Consider the following 20,212-nt stretch of genomic DNA (forward strand, 5'->3'; position numbering starts at 1 on the left):
CCCTCGGACGACGGCGTCCGAGCCCCTGAGGAGGAACCATGCGCAGACTGCTCGTGAGCGGCGTCACCGCGGCCGCGGTACTGCTGGCCGCCGGCTGCTCCACCCGCTCCGACGACGACACCGGCCCCGCGCGGCAGGCGAGCCCCACCGCGCGGGAGAGACAGGCCGCCTCCGCCGACTTCGGCACGCTGAAGGACGTGTGCGGCCCCGGCGAGGCGGGTGAGTCGTCCGTGCGGGGCGTCACCGACCAGAAGATCCAGGTCGGTGTCATGACGGACGTCGGGTTCACCAAGAAGTCCGAGTTCGTCGACGCCGCGAAGGTGTTCACGTCCTGGTGCAACGACGCGGGAGGCATCAACGGCCGCGAGATCGAGCCCGTCACCCGGGACACCCGGCTCATGGACGTCCGCAGGCGCACCCTGGAGGCGTGCAAGGAGGACTTCGCACTGGTCGGCGGCGGAGCGGCGATGGACAGCCTGGGTGTCAAGGACCGGCTGAAGTGCCTGCTGCCGAACTTCCCCGCGCAGTCCAGCCAGATCGGCGCCATCGGCTCCGACCTCCAGGCGATCGCCTCGCAGCCGACCGCGGGCTACTTCCAGTACACCGGCTTCTACAGCTGGCTGCTGAAGGAGAAGTACCCGGACTCCGCCCGGGAGGTGGGCGTCATCGCCGCCGACTCCCCGGTCACCAAGGTCATGACGGCCCAGTACGAGGAGGCGATCGCCGGTCTCGGCGGCCGGATCTCCTACACCGACCTGTACCCGGCGTCCGGTGTCGCCGACTGGACCCCCTACGCCCAGGCGATCAAGAAGAAGGGCGTCAAGGGCCTGGTCTTCCTCGGGGACTTCGCGAGCCTGGCCAAACTGGAGCAGGCCCTCACCGGCATCGACCACGTGCCCGACTGGATCGACGCCAACTCCAACGCCTACGGCCCGGCGTTCCGGCAACTGGCGGGCACGGCCCTGGCCGAGCAGCACAACTACGCGGAACTCTTCGCCACCGCGCCGCTGGAGAACGCCGCCGACCACTCCGCCACCCAGCAGGCCGTCGACCTGTTCAAGAAGTACGCGCCCGGCCAACAGGTCACCTACCCGGCGCTGCGCGCCCTCTCCGCCTGGCTGCTGTTCGCCACCGCCGCCCGGGACTGCGCCACCCTCACCCGCGCGTGCGTCCACGAGAACGCGCTGAAGAACACCGAGTGGACGGCGGGCGGCCTGCAGGCCCCGTTCGACCTCAGCTCGAAGGAACCGACCAGGTGCTACACGGTCGTGGAAGCCACCACCGAGGGGTGGAAGCCCGCCGACTTCCGACCGGACCAGGGCGCCTTCCGCTGCGACGGTCCGGTCCACAAGTACCAGGGCGACTACGGCGAGCCGGCCACCCTGGCCTCCGTCGGCAAGTCCCTGTCCGACCTCACCTGAACGGGAGCTGAGTGACGTGAAGGTACGCGTCGACCCCGAGCGCTGCCAGGGACACACCCTGTGTGCCATGCGGGCCCCGAAAGTCTTCGAGCTGGACGAGATCGACGGGCACTCCTCGCCGATCACCGAGGAGGTCCCCGAGGACCAGCAGGACCAGGTGGTGGAAGCCGTCCGGTCCTGCCCCGAGCGAGCCATCAGCGTCTTCTGAGCGGGCGCGGCCGACACGAGGAGAAGACACCCACCATGACCGCAGCAGAACCCGACGCGCACGACGACGAGGCCCGCAAGCAGCCCCGCGTCCACTTCGACCGGCACGCCCCCGACTACCGTGACGGGTTCGAGGAGCAGACCCGCGCCTTCCACGCCGGCTGCCCGCTCGCCTGGTCGGACACCTACGGCGGGCACTGGGTCGCCGCGGGCAACCGCGAGCTGCTCGCGTTCGCCCGCGCCGGGCAGCGCCTCTCCAACGACCACGACGTGCACGGTGAGCGCCGGGGCTACCAGGGCATCAGCATCCCGGCGCCGCCCCGCGGCCGGGGCCTGCGCGGTGGCTTCCTGGAGATGGACCCGCCCGAACAGCGCTTCTACCGCACCGCCCTGAACCCCTACCTGTCCCCGGCGGCCGTCACCCGCTGGATCCCGTTCATCGACGAGGTGGCCCGCGCCTGCCTCGACGAGCGGATCGAGTCCGGCCGGATCGACTTCGTCGACGACCTCGCCAACATCGTCCCGGCCGTCTTCACCCTCGCCATGATGGGCATCCCGCTGGAGAAGTGGCGGCTCTACAACGAGCCCGCCCACGCCGGGGTCTACACCCCGCCGAACTCGCCGGAGATGGCCCGGGTGATCGAGGCCCATCTGGCCATGATCAAGGACATCGGCATCACCCTCCACGAGGTCCGCGCCCACCCGCGCCCCGGCCTCGCCGACGCGCTCGCCCGCATGGAGATCGACGGCGAGCGCCCGTCCGACACCGATCTGATCGGTGCCCTCGCGCTGCTCATCGGCGGTGGCTTCGACACCACCACCGCGCTGACCGCGCACGCCCTGGAGTGGCTCTCCCAGCACCCCGGCGAGCGGGCCCGGCTCAGCGCGGAACGCGACACCCTGCTCGACCCGGCCACCGAGGAGTTCCTGCGCTACTTCACCCCGGCGCCCGGCGACGGGCGGACGGTCGCGGAGGACTGCGAGATCCTCGGCCAGGAGTTCCAGGAGGGCGACCGGGTCTGGCTGTCCTGGGCGATGGCCAACCGCGACCCGGCCGTCTTCCCCGGACCGGACGAGGTCGACCTCGCCCGGAGCGGCAACCGGCACACCGCCTTCGGCCTCGGCATCCACCGCTGCATCGGCTCGAACGTGGCCCGTACGGTGTTCAAGCGGATGCTGACCCAGGTCCTCGACCGCATGCCGGACTACGTCTGCGACCCCGAGGGCACCGTCCACTACGAGACCATCGGCGTCATCCAGGGCATGCGCCACCTCCCCGCCGCCTTCACTCCCGGTCCGCGGCTCGGCCCCGGTCTGGCGGAGACACTGGTGACCCTCCAGCGGGCCTGCGACGAGCAGGGTCTCGCCGAGCCGGTGACGGTCCGCAGGGCGGAGGCGAAGATCCGTTGACCGCACCCCAGGAGCGCGCCGCCCGCCCGCCGGCGCGACCGGACCAGGAGACGGAGTTCTTCTGGACCTCCGGCCGCGACGGGCGGCTGCGCTTCCGGTCCTGCACCGCCTGCTCGGCCCTGATCCACCCACCGCGACCGGTCTGCCGCCACTGCCGCGGACACGACATCACCGTCCGGGAGGTCTCCGGCCGGGCGACGCTGATCGGCTTCACCGTCAACCACCGCTTCCCCCACCCCGGGCTGCCCACCCCGTTCGTCGTCGCGCAGGTCGCGATCGAGGAGGACCCCCGGGTCCGCCTGACCACGAACGTCGTCGGCTGCGCACCGCAGGACCTGCGCCTCGGCATGCGGATGGAGGTCACCTTCGAGCGGGCCGGAGAGACCTGGCTGCCACTGTTCCGCCCGGCCGCCGACCAGTCCTCGCCGGCCCCGCTCCCCGACGACGACCCGGCCCCCGACCGGGCGCGGGCGCACCCGCGCGGCGCACCGACCAGGGACAGGTTCGAGGACCGTGCCGTGATCAGCGGCGCCGGCGCCTCCCGCATCGGGCGCCGCCTCATGGTCCCGCCCCTCCACCTGACCGTCGAGGCCTGTGAGAAGGCCGTCGCCGACGCCGGACTCACCTTCGACGACATCGACGGCCTGTCCACCTACCCCGGTGGCGGCGCGTACGGCGGCTTCGCCGAGGGAGGGGTCACCGCCCTGGAGTCGGCGCTCGGCATCCGTCCCGTCTGGCACAACGGAGCGGCGGAGACCTTCGGCCCCGGCGGCTCCCTGATCGCCGCGATGCTGGCCGTGGCGGGCGGCCTCGCCCGGCACGTGCTGTGCTTCCGGACGGTATGGGAGGCGACGTACGCCGAACTCGTCCGCCAGGGGAAGATCAGCCCGCCCCGGGAAGGCACCGCCGAGGGCTGGTTCAAGCCGTTCGGAGCCGTCTCACCGGCGATCACGCTGGCGATGAACGCCCAGCGGCACATGGCCCGCTACGGCACCACCCGCGAGACCCTCGGCCACATCGCCGTCAACCAGCGGGCCGGCGCCGCCCTCCACCCCGACGCCGTCTACCGCTCCCCGCTGACCATGGACGACTACCTGTCGGCACGCACCATCACCACCCCCTTCGGCCTCTACGACTGCGACGTCCCCTGCGACGCCGCCACCGCAGTCGTCGTCTCCGCCACCGAGACCGCCGGCGACCTGCGCAAGGCCCCGGTCCGCGTCGAGGCGGTCGGCACGCGGATCGTGGAACGCCTCGACTGGGACCAGGCCACCCTCACCCACGAACCCCAGGTGCTCGGCCAGGCCGCCCATCTGTGGACCCGCACCGAGCTGCGCCCAGCCGACGTGGACGTGGCCCTGCTGTACGACGGATTCACCTTCAACTGCCTGTCCTGGATCGAGGCGCTCGGCTTCTGCGGCATCGGCGAGGCCCGCGACTTCCTGGACGGCGGCAAGAACATCGCCCGGGACGGGGTGACCCCGCTCAACCCGCACGGCGGACAGCTCTCCCACGGCCGCACCCACGGCATGGGCCTGCTCCACGAGGCCGTACTCCAGTTGCGCGGCGAGGCGGGCGCCCGCCAGGTGGCGGACGCCCGTACGGCCGTCGTCTCCAGCGGCGGGCTCACCCCCAGCGGCGTACTCCTGCTCAGGACGGACGGATGACCTCGACCGAACCCGAACGCGCCACCGGCGTCCACCGGCGGGTGGCGGACGTGCACGGCGTCCCCGCCTCCGCGCTGATCGCCGAGGCCGCGCGCCCGCAGGCCGTGATCGTGGCCCTGCACGGCGGCGCCACCACCTCCGCCTACTTCGACCACCCCGGACATCCGCGGCTCTCCCTGCTGCGCACCGCCGCCCTGGCCGGCTTCACCGTCCTCGCCCTCGACCGCCCGGGCTACGGCAGTTCGGCCGGGCACGAGGACCGCCTGCGCACGACCGCAGGACGCACCGACTTCGCGTTCGCCGCCCTCGACGCCCACCTCGACGGCCGGGAGCGCGGCGCCGGCGTGTTCCTGTGGGCGCACTCGGCGGGCTGCGAACTGGCCGTGCGGATGGCGGGCGATCCGCGCGGCGCCGCTCTGCTCGGCGTGGAACTGGCCGGCATGGGACGGGTGCACCACCCCCGGTCGGTCGCCGCGATGGAGGAGTGGCGAAGGGACCCGGAACGCACCCGGCCCAGCCTCCGTCGCGCCCTGTGGGACCCGCCGCACGTCTATCCGCCCGACGTGTACGGCGGGCGCGCCATCGGTTCCTCCTCTCCCTCGTACGAGACCCGCCGGGAGGTGTGGCAGGCGGAGTTCACCCGGCTCGCCGCGCGGGTGGCGGTGCCGGTGCACCTCACCCTCGCCGAGCACGAACAGGTGTGGCGCAACGGCCCCGAAGGTCTCGCCGACCTCGCCTCGATGTTCACCGCCTCCTCCCGTCTCGTACGGCACGAGCAGGCGGGCGCCGGACACAACACCAGCGTCAGCCGCACCGCCCTCGCCTACCATCTGCACGTCCTGGCCTTCGTCGAGGAGTGCGTCCTCGGCGTACGGGCGCTGCCGTCGGAAGCGGGGCACCGCGATGGGTGAGCCGGCGGACAGCGCGCTGCTGGCCCTCCGGCTCGTCCTGGGCGCCGTCATGGTGGCGCACGGCTGGAACCACTGGCGCGGCGGGGGCGGTATCGCCGGGACGGCAGGCTGGTTCGCCGGTCTCGGGCTGCGCCGCCCGCGGTTGCAGGCATGGCTGAGCGTGCTGACCGAGACCGGCGCCGGCGTCTTGCTCGTGGCGGGCCTGTTCACCTCGCTGGCCTGCGCCGCCGTCCTGTCGGTGATGCTGGTCGCCGGAGTGCTGGCCCACCGCCCGAACGGTTTCTTCGTCTTCCGGGAGGGCTACGAGTACGTCCTCGTCCTGGGGGTGCTCGCGGTGACGCTCGGGGCCTTGGGGCCGGGGGAGTACGCGCTCGACACGGCCGCGGACGTGGCGGTGACCGGATGGACGGGTGCCGCACTGGTGCTCGGGGTGGGCGTGCTGGCGACCGGCGGACTGCTCGGCGCCTTCTGGCGTCCGGCACGACGACATGAGGAGACGTGACATGCGGGTCGGTTTCATCGGACTGGGCAGTCAGGGCGCGCCGATGGCACGGCGGATCGTCGAGGCGGGCTTCGGGACGACCCTGTGGGCCCGCCGGGCCGGCACCCTCGCCCCGTTCGCGGACACCGCCGCGACGCTCGCCCGGTCGCCCGCGGAACTGGCCGCCGCGAGTGACGTGGTGTGCCTGTGCGTCGTCGACGACGCCGACATCGAGCAGGTGACCACCGGCCCGGACGGGGTCCTCGCCGGGATGCGCCGGGGCGGCGTGCTCGTCGTGCACTCCACGGTCCACCCCGACACCTGCCGCCGCCTCCAGGAGCGCGCCGGCCCGCACCGGGTGTCGGTCCTCGACGCGCCGGTCAGCGGCGGCGGACGGGCCGCCGCCGAGGGCTCGCTGCTCGTCATGGTGGGGGGCGACCCCCAGGTGTTCGCCTTGTGCCGGCCGCTGTTCGCCGCGTACGGCGACCCCGTGGTCCACTTGGGCCCGACCGGCGCCGGGCAGGTCGGCAAGATCCTCAACAACCTTCTCTTCACCGCCCAGTTGGGGATCGCGGCCGACGGTCTGCGCCTGGGTGCGGGGCTCGGCCTCGACCCGGAGGGCCTCGGGCACGTCCTGCCGCGTGGCAGTGCGGCCAGCTTCGCCCTGGAACGGGTCGTCGACGCCGGCGGCAGCCTGGACCGGATCGCCGCCCACGCGGGCGGACTGCTGGCCAAGGACGTACGGCTGTTCACGGAGATCACCGAGAACGCCGGCCCGGACGGCGAACAGGGCCACGGCCCGGCCCGGGACGCCGCCCGCGCCACGCTGCGTGCCATGGGTGTGTGAACACGCCGCCCGGAGAATCCCGCCACGACACCTCCCCCCGCCCTGGCGCGCCTACATAGTGTGGGGGCCCTGTCCACCGGCGGAAGTGGGGCATGACGTGGTGTCTGCGCGACGTCAGGAGATCCTGGAAGCGGCCCTGGAGGTCTTCGCCGAGCGCGGATTCAAGAACGCCTCGATCGATGCCGTGGCGGAGCGGGCGGGGCTCACCCGGCAGGGGGTCCTGCACTACTTCCCCAGCAAGAAGCGGTTGTTGCTGGAGATCCTGAACTTCCGCGAGCAACTGGCCCGCGCCAACCTGTCCGACCGGCCGACCGGGGTGGACTGGCCCGCCGACTTCGCCGACGCCGTGGCCTTCGAACAGGGCCACCCGTCCTTCGCCACCGTGCACAGCGTGGTGGTGGCCGAGGCCGTCACCGGCCGGGAACCGGCCCGGAGCTATGTGCGGGACCGCTGCCGCTCCCTCCAGGACCACCTCACCATCCGCCTGGTCGAACGCTACGGCGAGCGGCTGCCCAGCGGGCTGAGCGCGCCGACCGCCGCGGCTGCCGTCCTCGCCCTGATCGAGGGCGTCCACCAGTTGTGGCTGGTCGATCCCGAGCCGGAGGCGGAGCGCTATCCCAGGATCATGCGGGAGACGCTGTCCGTGCTGCTCGGCACGGACCGCGACCGCGACGAGGACGCCACCGCCGGGTGACGGCCGCGGCCGCGGGTCCTCGGTCATGGCATCCCCCGTCGACGTGCGGGGCCGCTCCGCCGGTGTGCGACTACGGTGCCGGACCCCGCCTCTGAGAGGATGATTCTCCGGCGGTGGCACGGCAGGCGTCCGACGTAGGACCGGCCCGGCGGACGCGGGCCGTCCTCGCCCACGCGCACGGCCGTACCGCGCACCCGGGCCACCTCACGGTCGCGCTGGTGGACGCCGTCGCCGCCCTGTTCGGGCAGCCCGCCGCCGCGTCGGGGGCGGGTGTGCGGGCCGGGGAGCCACGGGTCCGGTAGCGCGATCTCTTCATTGGAGAATGGCATTCTGGTAACTTCAGAACACCGTTCTGACGGAAGGGTGCGCCATGTGGGACTTCAGTACCGACACCGCGTTCCAGGAGAAACTCGACTGGGCCGCCGGGTTCGTCCAGGAGGAGATCGAGCCGCTCGACGTGCTCTTCCCGGGCAACGCCGAGCCCTACGACCGCGGCACCGAGGTCTTCCGCGACATCGTCCGCCCACTCCAGCGGCAGGTGCGCGGCCAGCGGCTGTGGGCCGCACATCTGCCGCCGTCCCTCGGCGGCATGGGCATGGGACAGGTCCACCTCGGGCTGCTCAACGAGATCCTGGGCCGGTCGGCCTGGGCGCCGATGGTGTTCGGCACCCAGGCCCCGGACTCCGGGAACGCGGAGATCCTCGCCCACTACGGCACCGAGGAGCAGCGCAAGGCATACCTGGAACCCCTGCTCGACGGGCGGATCGTCTCCACCTTCGCGATGACCGAACCCTCCGGCGGCGCCGACCCCGGCGGCTTCACCTGCCGGGCCGTGCGGGACGGGGACGAGTGGGTGATCGACGGCGAGAAGTGGTTCGCCTCCCACTATCCGCTGGCCGCCTTCGTCATCGCCATGGTCGTCACCGACCCCGACAAGCCCGTGCACCAGGGCGCCTCCATGATCCTGGTCCCGGCCGGGACGCCCGGCATGGAGATGGTGCGCGGCACGGGCCTCGCCGGGGAGCCCCTGGGCCAGGGCGTCCACGCCTATCTGCGGTTCACCGGCTGCCGGGTCCCCGCCGAGAACCTGCTCGGCGAACCCGGGGCCGGCTTCCGGATCGCGCAGACGCGGCTCGGCGGCGGCCGGCTGCACCACGCCATGCGGTCGGTCGGCCAGTGCCGGCGCGCCCTGGAGATGATGACCGAGCGCGTCGCCTCCCGGCGCACCCGGGGTGGCCCGCTCGCCGACCAGCAGTCCGTACGCCACCAACTGGCCGACAGTTGGATCCAGATCGAACAGTTCCGGCTCCAGGTCCTGCATGCCGCCTGGCAGATGGACCGCGCGGAGCGCACCGGCGACTCCGCCGACGCCCGCCGCGCCCGCCTCCACGTCTCCGGCGTGAAGGCCGCCACCCCCGGAATCCTGGTCGATGTCGCCTACCGGGCCCTCCACCTGCACGGCGCCCTCGGTGTCTCCAACGAACTCGGCCTGGCCCGCATGTGGCAGTCCGGCCCCACCCTCGGTGTCGCCGACGGCCCCACCGAGGCCCACCAGGACGTCGTGGCGCGGCTGTTGCTCAAGGACGCCGTGCCCGCCGAGGACCCGCTCTTCGGCTCCGCGCACCTGCCCACCCGGCTGGCCGCGGCCCGCGCGAAGTACGCGGACCGCCTCAAGGAAACGGCGGTACCCCGGTGAGCGGCTCGGACCCGACAGACGCCACGGACCTGACCGGCGCCACCACGACCGGCGCGGCTACCTCCGGTACCGCCACGACCGGTACCGCCACGACCGGTACCGCCGCGGCCGGCGACGTCCCGGCCGCGGCGCCCACCGCCGCCCCCCGTACGGCCGCCGCCCCCGCCGAGGCGGCCGCTCTCGACCGCCTCAACGCCTGGGCCGGCCTCGGCACTCTCCCCGGCGACGGCCCCCTCACCTCCCTCACCCCGCTCACCGGCGGTGCCCAGAACCTCCTGTTCACGCTCCGCCGGGCCGACGGCACCGAACTCGTTCTGCGCCGTCCCGGCCGCCACCTGCGCACCGGCGCCCTCGACGCCTTCCGCCGCGAGGGGCGGGCCCTCGCCGCCCTCGCCGACACCGACGTACCGCACCCGCGGCTGTACGCCAGCGTGCTCGACGAGGAGGTGCTCGGCGCCCCCTTCTCGGTCCTGGAGAAGATCGACGGCTTCGCGCCCCGCGGCACCCTGCCCGGCCGGTACGCCGAGGAAGCCGGCTGGCGGCGCGCGGTCGCCTTCGCGCTCGTCGACGCGGCCGCGAAACTGGCCGCCGTCGACCCCGCGGCGCACGGCCTGGCCGACCTCGGCCGTCCGGAGGGGTGGCTGCGACGCCAGACGCCCAAGTACCTGAAGCTGCTGCACGGCTACCGCGTGGATCCCGCCTACCGGGAGCACGAGTCCCCGCTGGTGGACACCGTGGCCGACTGGCTGACGGCGCACACCCCGGAGCAGGGCGCCACCGGCATCGTCCACGGGGACCTGCAGTTCGCCAACGTCATGTTCGCCCACCACGCCCCGCGCCTCGCCGCCGTCGTCGACTGGGAGATGGCCTCCCTCGGCGACCCGCTCCTGGACCTGGCATGGATCCTCACCGCCTGGCGGGAGGAGGGCGATCCGCCCGGCAGCGCCCCGCAGTTCCGGCCCTGGGACGGCATGCCCGGCCGGGCCGAACTCGTCGCGTACTACGGTGAGTCGACGGGTCGGGACGTCTCCGCCTTCCGCTGGTACCAGGTCCTGGCCTGTTTCCGCCTCGCCGCGCTCCTCGAAGGCAGCTACGCCCGCGCCCTCGCCGGGAAGATGGACCGCGCGACGGGCGAGGGCCTGCACACCTACGCGGCCTGGCTGTGGGCGAAGGCGCGCCAGGAGATCGCGTAGCCGGTGGGTACGGCCGCCGCCGCGCGGGGCCGCCCACGCACCCTCGGCCGCACGGCGTCCATGTCATCCTGGAGAGGGGCGCTCGGCTCCAGAAGGGTGACCGGAACCGTTCGGGTTCGTGCCGGGACTCGTCGTCTGTGGCGGTGACGTCGGAGCCGAAGACGACCTTGTGGCCGCGTTCGCATGCCTGTCGGGCCGTGGTGCCACAGCGGTAATTGGTGAGAGGTCCCCTGACGACGACCGTGTCGCGGCCGACGTTGGCGGCAAAGGCGGGGAGCGGACACTCGGCGAAGTCGACCCGAGTCGCCGAGCGAAGGGAGCAAGGGAGCAGGGGAGCAGGGGGAGCAGAGAGACGAATTTGAATTGCGGGACAGCCCTTAGGGGCGCCGCGCAGGGGTTAGGCTCCCCCTCGGTTTCGGGGCAGGACCGCGATTCTTCGCGTTTCTGCCACAGCATTCTCCCTTGAACGTGCGGTCATCATGCGATGAGGGACGAGGCGTGAGCGCTTCGATCGGCTCACGGGCCGGGGGCCCAGCCCCAGTCCCAGCCCCGGCGCTGGCGCCGGCGCCGGGGCTGGGACTGGACGGGCGGCGGACGACGGCGACCGAGCCGGGTTCGCGCGGCTCTGGCACGGCACGTCGTCCGTCCTGTCACCTACGCCCTTCCGCGCTTCCGCACGGATCCGCCGCTTGAGGCGGACCCTCTCGATGAGGTGGGGGAGGGGTGGGTCGCGGCTGTGGCCATGGTGGTTCTCCACTTGTGTCGCGTGACAGCCACGTGCCCGTCGGTCCGACGCGTCAACGGAGCTGAAACGCTTCAAGTCAGGGCCAGAAACCAGGTTCGCTTTCTCGTGATGTCAAGGCGTGGCAGGAATCCAAAGAACGGAGGTGCGGGCGTCGCGGTCGGTGGCCGCGCCGGCCGGCGGGGACGGGAGCACCGTCCGGACGCCGAGCCTGCCCGGGTGCTCGCGGACCGCGCGGGAAGAGTGCGCCTGGTCCGCCGCTTCGGTCAGGACCGCTTGCGGCTCGGGCGCATTCAGCTCGTCCAGGGCGTGGGCGTACTGCGCGGCCGCCTGCTGGAGTCCGGCGATCACGAGACCACGCGGTGAGCGGAGGCCGGGGTTGCCCGGCGCGAGGCACGTCCCCGCGGCCGGCCACCCGTGGATGTCATCCCGCGTCGACCGACTCGTCCATGCTCTTCAGCGCCTCATCGACGGACGCGTCGCCGGAGAACAGCTTCTGCACGGCCGTGAAGTGGGTCTGCTGCACCTCGGGGGTGGGCCACCGCTGGTCCATGAAGGGCACCGTCCTGCCGTTCTGCTGCATGTCGATGAGGACGTCCAGCGCCGGGTCGGCCTCGAAGGCGTCGTTGGGCAGGGCGGGCAGGGTGCCGCCTTCCTCGGCGTAGATCTTCTGTCCCTCGGCGGAGGCGAGGTACTCGGCGAAGGTCTTGGCCTCGGCCTTGTGCTTGCCGGCGGCGTTGACGCCGTAGGCGGCGGAGACCGCGCCCGGGATGCGGGTCTCCGCTGCGTCGTCGGACGCGGGCAGGGCGAACATGCCCAGCTCGGCGTCGTCTCCGGCTTCCTTCTGCACCTGCGGGATGCTGGTGGTGACCTGGACGAGACCGACGGCCTTGCCCTGGGCGACGTCGGCGATGGACGTCTCGTAACTGGTGCCGACGGGGTTCTTGGTGAAGCAGCCGGCCTTGTCGAGGTCCAGGTACTGCTGGAGGGTCTTTTTCCAGGCGGAGCCGGCGAAGGTGGCCTTGCCCGCGGCGAGATCGTCGTCGAAGTCGGGGGTCTTGGTGTACACGGTGGTGGCGGCGAGCGCGTAGTCGACGAGCTGGGTCACCCACGGGGTCTGATTGCCGAGGGCGAGCAGGACCTTCCCCTTGTCCTTGGCCCTCTCGCACAGGTTCAGCACGTCGTCCCAGTTCTTGGGCTCGGTGCCGCCGATCTCCCGCAGCGTCGCCTTGTCGTAGATGGCGCCGATGCCGTTGAAGGTGACCGGGACGATGTACGTCTTGCCGTCGACCTGGGTGACGCTCTTGTCGCCCTCGGCGATCTTGGAGACGAACCCGTAGCCGCTCAGGTCGGCGAGGTAACCGCCCTTGTGCAGCACCTGGACCGCCGCGGGGTTGCCGTTGCCCGGCCAGACCGTGAAGACGTCGGGGGCCGTGCCGGAGGAGAGCTGGGTGCGCAGGGTCGACTGGAGCTGGTCGGTGTCGGCGTAGGTGACGTCGACCTCGATGTCGGGGTGCTCCTTGGTGAAGGCGGCGACCACCGCGTCCATCGGCACCCGGTCGGTTGAGTTGGCCGCCACCTTCAGGGCGCCGTCGCCGCCGCCACCGGCGGTGTCGGAGCTGCACGCGGCGGTGAGGGCCGCGAGGGAAGCGGTGGCGAGGACGGCGGCGACAGGACGTGTTGCTCTCATGACGGCTCCAAGGGGGGCAGCAAAGGGTGGCAAAGGGAGAGAGTGAAGAGATACGAGGGGGCGGCCGACGGCGCGGGCGGTGCGCCCGGTGCGCCCGGTGCGCCCGGTGCGCCCGGTGCGGCCTGACGGGCCGTGGTGGCCGTCGGTGCCCGGTCAGCCTTTGAGGCCGCCGGCGAAGCCCTGGATGACACGCTTCTGCAGAAGGAAGTAGACGAGCAGCACCGGGACGATGCCGATGATCAGTCCGGCGAACACCATCGGCCACTGCGAGACGTACTGGCCGACGAAGCCGAACAGGGCCACTGGGATGGTCTGCCGGCCCGATCCGCTGAGGTAGAGCAGCGGGGTGAGGAAGTCGTTCCAGACGAAGATGACGTTGAGGATGATCACCGTGCCGGTGATCGGCCGCAGCAAGGGGAAGACCACACTGGCGAAGGCGCGGACCGGCCCGCAGCCGTCCATCAGGGCCGCTTCCTCGTAGCCGGAGTCGAGGGCGCGCAGGAAGCCGGTGTACATGAAGATGGAGAACGGCAGTTGCAGCCCGGTGTAGAAGACGATCAGGGCCAGCGGATTCCCCAGCAGACCCAGGTCACGCATGGTCTGGTAGAGCGGGATCAGCGCGAGCTGGAAGGGCAGCAGCAGACCCAGCATGAAGACGGCGAACACGCCGCGCGACCAGTGGCGGGTGGAGCGGGCCAGCGGGTAGGCCGCCATGGCGGCGAGACCCACGATGAGCACCACGCTGCCGGCGGTGACCAGCGCGCTGTTGGTGATCGCGGCACCCAGGCCCGCCTGCCGCCACGCGTCGCCGAAGTTGACCAGCGTGGGGTGGGACGGCGGGGCGATCGGCGAGGACTGGTCGCCCTCCTGCCGCAGCGCCATGGAGACGAGCACGTAGACGGGGAAGGCGAAGACCAGCGCCACAAGGATCATGACGGTTTCGAGGACGCCGGTGCGCCATGTGTAGCGGTTCATGAGCTCTTCTTCTCCTGGCGGCTGAGAAGCCAGTACTGCAGGCCGCTGATGACGATCACGAAGAGGGTCAGCACGAGGCCCATCGCGATGCTGTAGCCGTACTTGTTGAACTGGAACGCCTGTTTGTAGATGACGGTGGACAGCGTGTCCGTCGACCCGCCGGGACCGCCCTGCGTCATCACCCAGACCTGGTCGAACAGCTTCAGGCCGCCGATGATCGACAACATCAGGTTGATGGTGAGGGCCGGGGCCAGCATCGGGCGGATCACGTACCAGAAGCGCCGCACCGGGCCGGCCCCGTCGATCGCGGCGGCCTCGTAGATCTCCTGCGGGACGGACTGGAGCCCGGCCAGGAAGATGACCATCGAGTAGCCGGCGAACTGCCAGATGACCACCGCGACCACCGACCACAGGGCGATGTCGGAGTCCCCGAGCCAGTCCTGGCGCAGGCCGTCGAGTCCCACCGCGCCCAGCAGGGCGTTGACGGCGCCTTCCGGGGCGTAGAGGTACTTCCACAGGTAAGCGGTGACCACCGGGGTGATGACGGCCGGAGCGAAGAAGAAGACGCGCAGCACGTTGCGCGACTTGATCCGGGCGTTGACGCCCAGGGCCAGCAGCAGCCCGATCGCGTTCTGTACGAGGGTGATGGCCACCGCCGCGATCAGGGTCGTCCCCACCGCGTCCCGGGCCGCGGCGTCCTCCCACAGCGCCCGGAACTGGTCCAGGCCGACGAAGTGCTTGACCGGGCTGACGCCGTCCCAGTCGGTGAAGGCGAACCAGCCGCCCTGCACGCTGGGCACCAGCACCGAGAAGGCGAAGAACACCAGCGCCGGCAGCACGAACCACCACGGTGGCCGGTTGCGGGGGGTGCGGTGGCTCGTACCGCGTCGCCGGGGGTCCTCCCGGGGAGGACGGTCCCGGTGCTTGCGGAAAGGGCGGGTCGCCACTGTGGCCATGGTGGAGCTCTCCATCGAGTCACGCACGCTGCGCGCCGCTGCCGCGACGCTCCGGTGTCAACGAAGCTGAAACGCTTCAAAGCATGGCCAGAAACTAGGTTCACCTCCGACGGGTGTCAAGGGTGGTGACAACCTCGGTTTCGCTCCCCCCCCCGCGCTTCCTCTCACCATGAGCAGCGGCGCCTGTGCCCGCCACGCCGAGGAGGGGAGAACCATTCCCTCAGCTCAGGGAGGATTGCGGGCAGGTGCCCGCACTGACTGCCGACCTTGCCGCAACACCGCCCCACTGCTTGACGGAACAGCTCGTGCCTCTTTACGGTGAGGCCGAATCTGCGATTGAAGCGTTTTACGCGAGCCCGCGAGTCTGGCCGGTACCCGCACGGGAGGCGGTCACCGCCAAGCGCTTGGCGCCCGGTGAGAACAGAACAGGAGCCGATCCATGCCCGACAACACCTCACTGGTGGTGGCCGCGCCGACCGCTGAGCACCACGGTGCCGGACTCGGTATCGGCGAGAACCGGCCGCGGCTGTCCTGGCTGATCGAGTCCGCGCCGGACGGCTGGCTGCAGCGGTCCTACGAGCTCCGGTTCCGGGACGCCGCCGGCCAGGTGTGGAGCACCGGGCCCGTCGACAGCGCGGAGTCCGTCCTCGTCGCCTGGCCGGACGCCGTACCGGCGCTCGCCTCACGTGAGCGCCGGGAGGTCCGCGTCCGCGTCCGCGGCGCCGACGGCAGCCGGTCGGACTGGAGCCCCGGACTCGCCCTGGAAGCCGGCCTGCTGTCGCCCGACGACGTCACCGCCCTCATGATCACGCCGACGGTTCCCGAACTCACCCGGCCCGCGCTGCTGCGCACCGCCTTCGACCTGCCCGCCCCCGTCACCCGGGCCCGCCTCTACATCACCGCGCACGGTCTGTACGAGGCGGAGATCAACGGAGTCCGCGTCGGCGACGAGGTCCTCGCACCCGGCTGGAGCAGCTACCACCACCGGCTGCGGTACGCCACGCACGACGTGACGGACCTGCTGGCCGAGGGGGCCAACGCGCTCGGCGCCTGGCTGGGCGAAGGCTGGTTCAGCGGACGGTTCGGCATCCACGGCGGCCGTACCTGTCTCTACGGGCGGCACACCGGGCTGCTGGCCCAGTTGGAGGTCGACCTCGCCGACGGCAGCCGCGTCGTGATCGGCACGGACGAGAGCTGGCGGGCCGCCTACGGACCGATCACCTCCGCGGGTCTCTACGAGGGCGAACGCTACGACGCGCGCGCCGAGATCGACGGCTGGTCACGCGCGGACTTCGACGCCGCCGGATGGCAGGCCGTCCAGCGCGTCGACTTCGACGCCGCCACCCTGTGCGCACCGCCCGGACCGCCGGTCCGCCGAGTGGAGAGCCGCCCACCGCACCAGGTCCTGACCTCGCCCGCCGGGAGCACCATCCTGGACTTCGGGCAGAACCTCGCCGGCCGGGTACGCATCCGGGTCCGGGGCCGGGCCGGCACCACCGTCACCCTGCGGCACGCCGAGGTCCTCCAGGACGGCGAGCTGTACACCCGGCCCAACCGCCACGCGACCTCCCTCGACAGCTACGTCCTCAAGGGCGAGGGCACCGAGGAGTGGGAGCCGAGGTTCACCGTCCACGGCTTCCGCTACGTCGAGGTCACCGGCTGGCCCACGGACACCGCGCCCCTGGACGTCACCGCCCAGGTGCTGCACACCGACATGCGGCGCACCGGCTGGTTCGCCTCCTCCGACGAGACGCTGGACCGGTTCCACGAGAACGTGCGGTGGAGCATGCGCGGCAACTTCGTCGACATCCCCACCGACTGCCCGCAGCGCGACGAGCGGCTCGGCTGGACCGGTGACATCCAGGTCTTCGGCCCGACCGCCTCCTTCCTCTACGACTGCGCGGGCTTCCTCACCTCATGGCTGGCCGACCTGGCGCACGACCAGTACGCGGACGGGACCGTCCCGTTCATCGTGCCGGCCATCCCGGTACCGGAGTGGACGCCGGCCTGGGCCGCCGCGCTCTGGGGCGACGCCGCCGTCCTGGTGCCCTGGACGCTGTTCCAGCGCTTCGGCGACCGGGGCGTCCTGCGGGCGCAGTACGCGAGCGCCCGGGCCTGGATCGACCTGGTGGCCTCCCAGCGCGACGACGACGGCGTGTGGCGGCACGGCAGGCAGCTCGGCGACTGGCTCGACCCGGCCGCCCCGCCGGAGGACCCCTGGCAGTCGCGCACCGAGCCCTACCTCGTGGCCCAGGCGTACCTCGCCCACTCCTCGCGGGTCCTCTCCCTCATCGCACGGGAACTGGGCGAGGACGCGCACGAGGAGCACTACCGCCGGCTCGCGGACGACGCCCGCGCCGCCTTCCGGCGCACTTTCGTCACCTCCGGTGGACGCATGACCTCCGACACGCAGACCGCCTACGCGCTGGCACTGCGCTTCGGCCTGCTGGCCGACGCCGCGGCCGTCGCGGCGGCCGGGGAACGGCTCGCGGAACTCGTCGGCAAGGACGGGCACCGCATCGCCACCGGCTTCGCCGGCACCCCCGAGGTGTGCGACGCGCTCGCCGGCACCGGACACCACGACACCGCCTACCGGCTGCTGCTGCAACGCGCCTGTCCCTCGTGGCTGTACCCGGTCACCCAGGGGGCCACGACGGTCTGGGAACGCTGGGACAGCATGCTGCCCGACGGCACGGTCAACCCCGGTGAGATGACCTCCTTCAACCACTACGCCCTCGGCGCCGTCGCCGACTTCCTGCACCGCACGGTCGCCGGACTGGCCCCGGCGGCCCCCGGTTACCGGCGCCTGCGGATCGCCCCGCGTCCCGGCGGCGGGCTCACCCACGCGCGCGCCCGCCACCTCACGCCCTACGGCCGGGCCGAGGTCGACTGGCGGGTGGACGGAGGGACTCTGACCGTCACGGCCACCGTGCCGCCCAACACCACCGCCGACATCGACCTGCCCGGCCTGACCACCCGGGTCGGCAGCGGGGACCATCGCTTCGCACTGCCCTGGCCCGCAGAGCGGGGCGGGACGCGCCCGGCCTGACGGCGGGGCGTGATTGAAGCGTTACAATCGACCGATCATGGGCGGCCACGCGAAGGGCACACGGAGATGAACACCGTCGGCATCAAGGACGTCGCGCTGCGCGCCGGAGTCTCGATGGCCACCGTCTCCAACGTGCTCAACCGACCGGACAAGGTCGCTCCGGGCACCCGAGAGCGGGTCGAGGAGGCCATCGACGTCCTGGGATACGTGCCCAACATGGTCGCCCAACAGCTCACCGGCAGCCGGAGCAGCGGCATGGTCGGCCTGGTCCTGTTCGATGTGCGCAACCCCTTCCTGAGCGACATCGCCCGCGGTGCCGAGGACCTGCTGCACACCGCGGGACAGCCCGTCATGCTGTGCAACACCGACGTCCTGCCCGAGAAGGAGGAGCGCTACCTGAAGCTGCTCGCCCAGCAGAACGCCGCCGGAGCCCTGGTCACCCCCGCCGACCTGTCGAAGGGCTGGCTGGACGGGCTGCGCGCCCGGGGCCTGCGGGTGGTCCTCCTGGACAACACCGACGCCCACCCCGAGGTCTGTTCCGTCGCGGTCGACGACGTGGCCGGCGCGGACGCGGCGGTGACACATCTGCTGGCCAGGGGGCATCAGCGCATCGCCTTCGTGACGGGGCCGATGCACATGCGGCAGTCCCGGGACCGGCTGGCCGGCAGCCGCCGGGCCCTGGAGCGCGCGGGGCGGCCCGCCGACGCCCTGAACGTCGTGGAGACCTCGGCGTTCACGGTCGACCAGGGGCGCAGGGCGGGGGAGCGGCTACTGACGGTGAGCGAGCGGGCCTCGGGGGTCTTCTGCGCCAACGACCTGCTGGCGCTGGGCGTGATGCAGACCGCGTTCCGGGCCGAGCTGAGAGTGCCGGACGACCTGGCCATCGTCGGCTACGACGACATTCACTCGGCGGCGACCGCCGGTGTGCCCCTGACCTCGGTGCATGTGGGCGGCTACGAGCTGGGCAAGGCCGCCGCGGAGCTCCTCCTGGACGAGGACCGTCCTGGGCACACCCACCGCCGGCTGGTCTTCCCGCCCCGGCTCATCGAACGCCGCTCCTCCTGACCACGCCCCGGCCGGTCCACGCCCCGGCCGGCCCACGGCTCGTCCGACCGGCGGTGCCGCTGTCGAGGTGGATGCGGAGGGGGCGTCAATCGTGCGCGGGTGGCCCGCTGGAGCGGCGGACGGCCAGCGAGGGCCTGATGACGTGGTGGCGCGGCTCGGTCCGCCCGCCGATCCGCTCCAGCAGCATGCCGATCGCCCGGCGCCCCATCTCGGGACCGCCCTGGTCCACGGAGGTGAGGGAGAGGGCGGGGTGAGCCGCCAGGTCGGTGTTGTCATAGCCGACCAGTGACACCTCGCGGCCCGCGTCGGCCTCCACCACGGCCGCCAGCGCGCCGATGGCCAGTTGGTCGTGGCCGGCGAAGACGGCGGTGGGCCGCGGCCGTTCGGCCAGCAGCTCCCGCATGGTGGCCTGCGCGCTCTTCTCCGTCTGCCCGGTGCGCACCACACGGGCCAGTGCCCCCAGGCCGGCCGCGGCCATACCGTCCTCATAGGCGCGCAGCCGCAGGGTGTGCGGGCTGCCGGTGCCGATTGCCGTCACCGCCGAGTCCTCGGTCAGGTGCACGATGTGCCGGTGGCCGAGTCCCACCAGATGCTCCAGGACCTGCCCGGCGCCCGCGGTGTCGTCGCCGACCACCGTGTCGTAGCGCTCGGACCGGTCGTGGCGTCCGAGCATCACCACCGGCACGCTCGCCGCCAGGCGTTCCAGCCACCGCGCCTCCACCCGGGGTGAGACGACCACGATGCCGTCGACCTGGCGGTCCGCCAGCGCCTCGATGGCGCCGTACCCTTCCCGGCCGTCCGCCGGGGCGATCATCAACTGGTAACGGGTGTCCCCCAGGGCCTCCAGGGCGCCCTCCACGATCTGGGTGAGGAACCGGTTCCCCACCTGCGGTACTTCCAGGCCGATGGTGTAACTCGCCCCGCGCAGCGCGCGAGCGGCCACACTGGGCCGGTAATCCAGCTCCTGAACGGCGGCGTTGACCCGGGCCCGCATGGCGGGACTCACTCCGGAGGCGTCACGGATGACCTTGGAGACCGCGGCCCGTGACACACCGGCCGCCCGGGCCACGTCCAGGATGGTGACCGCCCGGCGACGGCCGCTGACCTGTGACACGAAGCCTCCCGCACGCTCATTCCGTTGCCCCGCAGCGTCGCGTAACAGCCGGTTCGAACGCAAGGGCGGAGCTGCCGACCGCGTCATCGGAGCG

General features: G+C 72.2%; 18 protein-coding genes. 13 read left to right on the top strand and 5 right to left on the bottom strand.

Features of this window, described 5'->3' with window-relative positions; genetic code table 11:
• Positions 1–38 precede the first annotated feature (38 nt).
• The 11 genes from ABEB00_RS23445 to ABEB00_RS23495 all read left to right on the top strand — a co-directional run bounded on the left by ABEB00_RS23445 (position 39) and on the right by ABEB00_RS23495 (position 10,527).
• On the top strand, positions 39–1,421 hold the full coding sequence (locus tag ABEB00_RS23445; protein ID WP_345622056.1) for an ABC transporter substrate-binding protein: 1,383 nt from the start codon (positions 39–41) through the stop codon (positions 1,419–1,421).
• A 16-nt stretch (positions 1,422–1,437) separates the two neighbouring features.
• Entirely contained in the window at positions 1,438–1,629 is a 192-nt protein-coding gene (locus ABEB00_RS23450; RefSeq protein WP_345622058.1) for a ferredoxin, read from the top strand.
• Positions 1,630–1,664: 35 nt separating this feature from the next.
• Complete coding sequence (locus ABEB00_RS23455) at positions 1,665–3,038, top strand: cytochrome P450 (RefSeq protein ID WP_345622059.1); 1,374 nt, start codon at positions 1,665–1,667, stop codon at positions 3,036–3,038.
• A complete protein-coding gene (locus tag ABEB00_RS23460; RefSeq protein WP_345622060.1) occupies positions 3,035–4,705 on the top strand; it encodes a thiolase C-terminal domain-containing protein in 1,671 nt (556 codons plus the stop codon). The genes ABEB00_RS23455 and ABEB00_RS23460 overlap by 4 nt, the downstream gene beginning before the upstream one ends.
• A complete protein-coding gene (locus tag ABEB00_RS23465; RefSeq protein ID WP_345622061.1) occupies positions 4,702–5,616 on the top strand; it encodes an alpha/beta hydrolase in 915 nt (304 codons plus the stop codon). Before ABEB00_RS23460 ends, ABEB00_RS23465 begins: the two co-directional genes overlap by 4 nt.
• Positions 5,609–6,118, top strand: a complete 510-nt coding sequence (locus ABEB00_RS23470) for a DoxX family protein (protein ID WP_345622063.1) — start codon at positions 5,609–5,611, stop codon at positions 6,116–6,118. Before ABEB00_RS23465 ends, ABEB00_RS23470 begins: the two co-directional genes overlap by 8 nt.
• Before the next feature lies 1 nt (position 6,119).
• A complete protein-coding gene (locus ABEB00_RS23475; protein ID WP_345622064.1) occupies positions 6,120–6,944 on the top strand; it encodes an NAD(P)-dependent oxidoreductase in 825 nt (274 codons plus the stop codon).
• A gap of 100 nt (positions 6,945–7,044) precedes the next feature.
• On the top strand, positions 7,045–7,638 hold the full coding sequence (locus ABEB00_RS23480) for a TetR/AcrR family transcriptional regulator (RefSeq protein WP_345622066.1): 594 nt from the start codon (positions 7,045–7,047) through the stop codon (positions 7,636–7,638).
• Between the two features lie 113 nt (positions 7,639–7,751).
• The gene (locus ABEB00_RS23485) at positions 7,752–7,940 is read left to right on the top strand and encodes a hypothetical protein (protein WP_345622067.1); all 189 of its coding nucleotides are present in this window, start codon (positions 7,752–7,754) and stop codon (positions 7,938–7,940) included.
• 68 nt (positions 7,941–8,008) lie between these two features.
• The gene (locus tag ABEB00_RS23490; RefSeq protein ID WP_345622069.1) at positions 8,009–9,334 is read left to right on the top strand and encodes an acyl-CoA dehydrogenase family protein; all 1,326 of its coding nucleotides are present in this window, start codon (positions 8,009–8,011) and stop codon (positions 9,332–9,334) included.
• Positions 9,331–10,527, top strand: coding sequence for a phosphotransferase family protein (locus ABEB00_RS23495; protein ID WP_345622071.1), 1,197 nt, complete (start codon positions 9,331–9,333; stop codon positions 10,525–10,527). Before ABEB00_RS23490 ends, ABEB00_RS23495 begins: the two co-directional genes overlap by 4 nt.
• Before the next feature lie 856 nt (positions 10,528–11,383).
• On the opposite strand, the gene ABEB00_RS23500 is transcribed toward ABEB00_RS23495, so the two are convergent.
• The 4 genes from ABEB00_RS23500 to ABEB00_RS23515 all read right to left on the bottom strand — a co-directional run bounded on the left by ABEB00_RS23500 (position 11,384) and on the right by ABEB00_RS23515 (position 14,881).
• Positions 11,384–11,620, bottom strand: a complete 237-nt coding sequence (locus ABEB00_RS23500) for a hypothetical protein (protein ID WP_345622073.1) — start codon at positions 11,618–11,620, stop codon at positions 11,384–11,386.
• Between the two features lie 73 nt (positions 11,621–11,693).
• Positions 11,694–12,959 carry an extracellular solute-binding protein gene (locus ABEB00_RS23505; protein ID WP_345622075.1) on the bottom strand — a complete coding sequence of 422 codons (1,266 nt, stop codon included), beginning with the start codon at positions 12,957–12,959 and terminating at the stop codon, positions 11,694–11,696.
• Positions 12,960–13,112: 153 nt separating this feature from the next.
• Entirely contained in the window at positions 13,113–13,934 is an 822-nt protein-coding gene (locus tag ABEB00_RS23510) for a carbohydrate ABC transporter permease (RefSeq protein WP_345622076.1), read from the bottom strand.
• The gene (locus ABEB00_RS23515; RefSeq protein WP_345622077.1) at positions 13,931–14,881 is read right to left on the bottom strand and encodes a carbohydrate ABC transporter permease; all 951 of its coding nucleotides are present in this window, start codon (positions 14,879–14,881) and stop codon (positions 13,931–13,933) included. The genes ABEB00_RS23510 and ABEB00_RS23515 overlap by 4 nt, the downstream gene beginning before the upstream one ends.
• Positions 14,882–15,329: 448 nt before the next feature.
• Between ABEB00_RS23515 and ABEB00_RS23520 the strand changes: the two genes are divergently transcribed.
• Positions 15,330–17,939, top strand: a complete 2,610-nt coding sequence (locus tag ABEB00_RS23520) for a glycoside hydrolase family 78 protein (protein ID WP_345622078.1) — start codon at positions 15,330–15,332, stop codon at positions 17,937–17,939.
• 66 nt (positions 17,940–18,005) lie between these two features.
• Positions 18,006–19,004 carry a LacI family DNA-binding transcriptional regulator gene (locus tag ABEB00_RS23525; RefSeq protein WP_345622079.1) on the top strand — a complete coding sequence of 333 codons (999 nt, stop codon included), beginning with the start codon at positions 18,006–18,008 and terminating at the stop codon, positions 19,002–19,004.
• An 85-nt stretch (positions 19,005–19,089) separates the two neighbouring features.
• Here ABEB00_RS23525 and ABEB00_RS23530 read toward each other — a convergent pair whose 3' ends face one another.
• A complete protein-coding gene (locus ABEB00_RS23530; RefSeq protein WP_345622080.1) occupies positions 19,090–20,118 on the bottom strand; it encodes a LacI family DNA-binding transcriptional regulator in 1,029 nt (342 codons plus the stop codon).
• Positions 20,119–20,212: the final 94 nt, after the last annotated feature.

Origin of the sequence: Streptomyces ziwulingensis, from assembly GCF_039542605.1 — a bacterium.
Taxonomy (GTDB): domain Bacteria; phylum Actinomycetota; class Actinomycetes; order Streptomycetales; family Streptomycetaceae; genus Streptomyces; species Streptomyces ziwulingensis.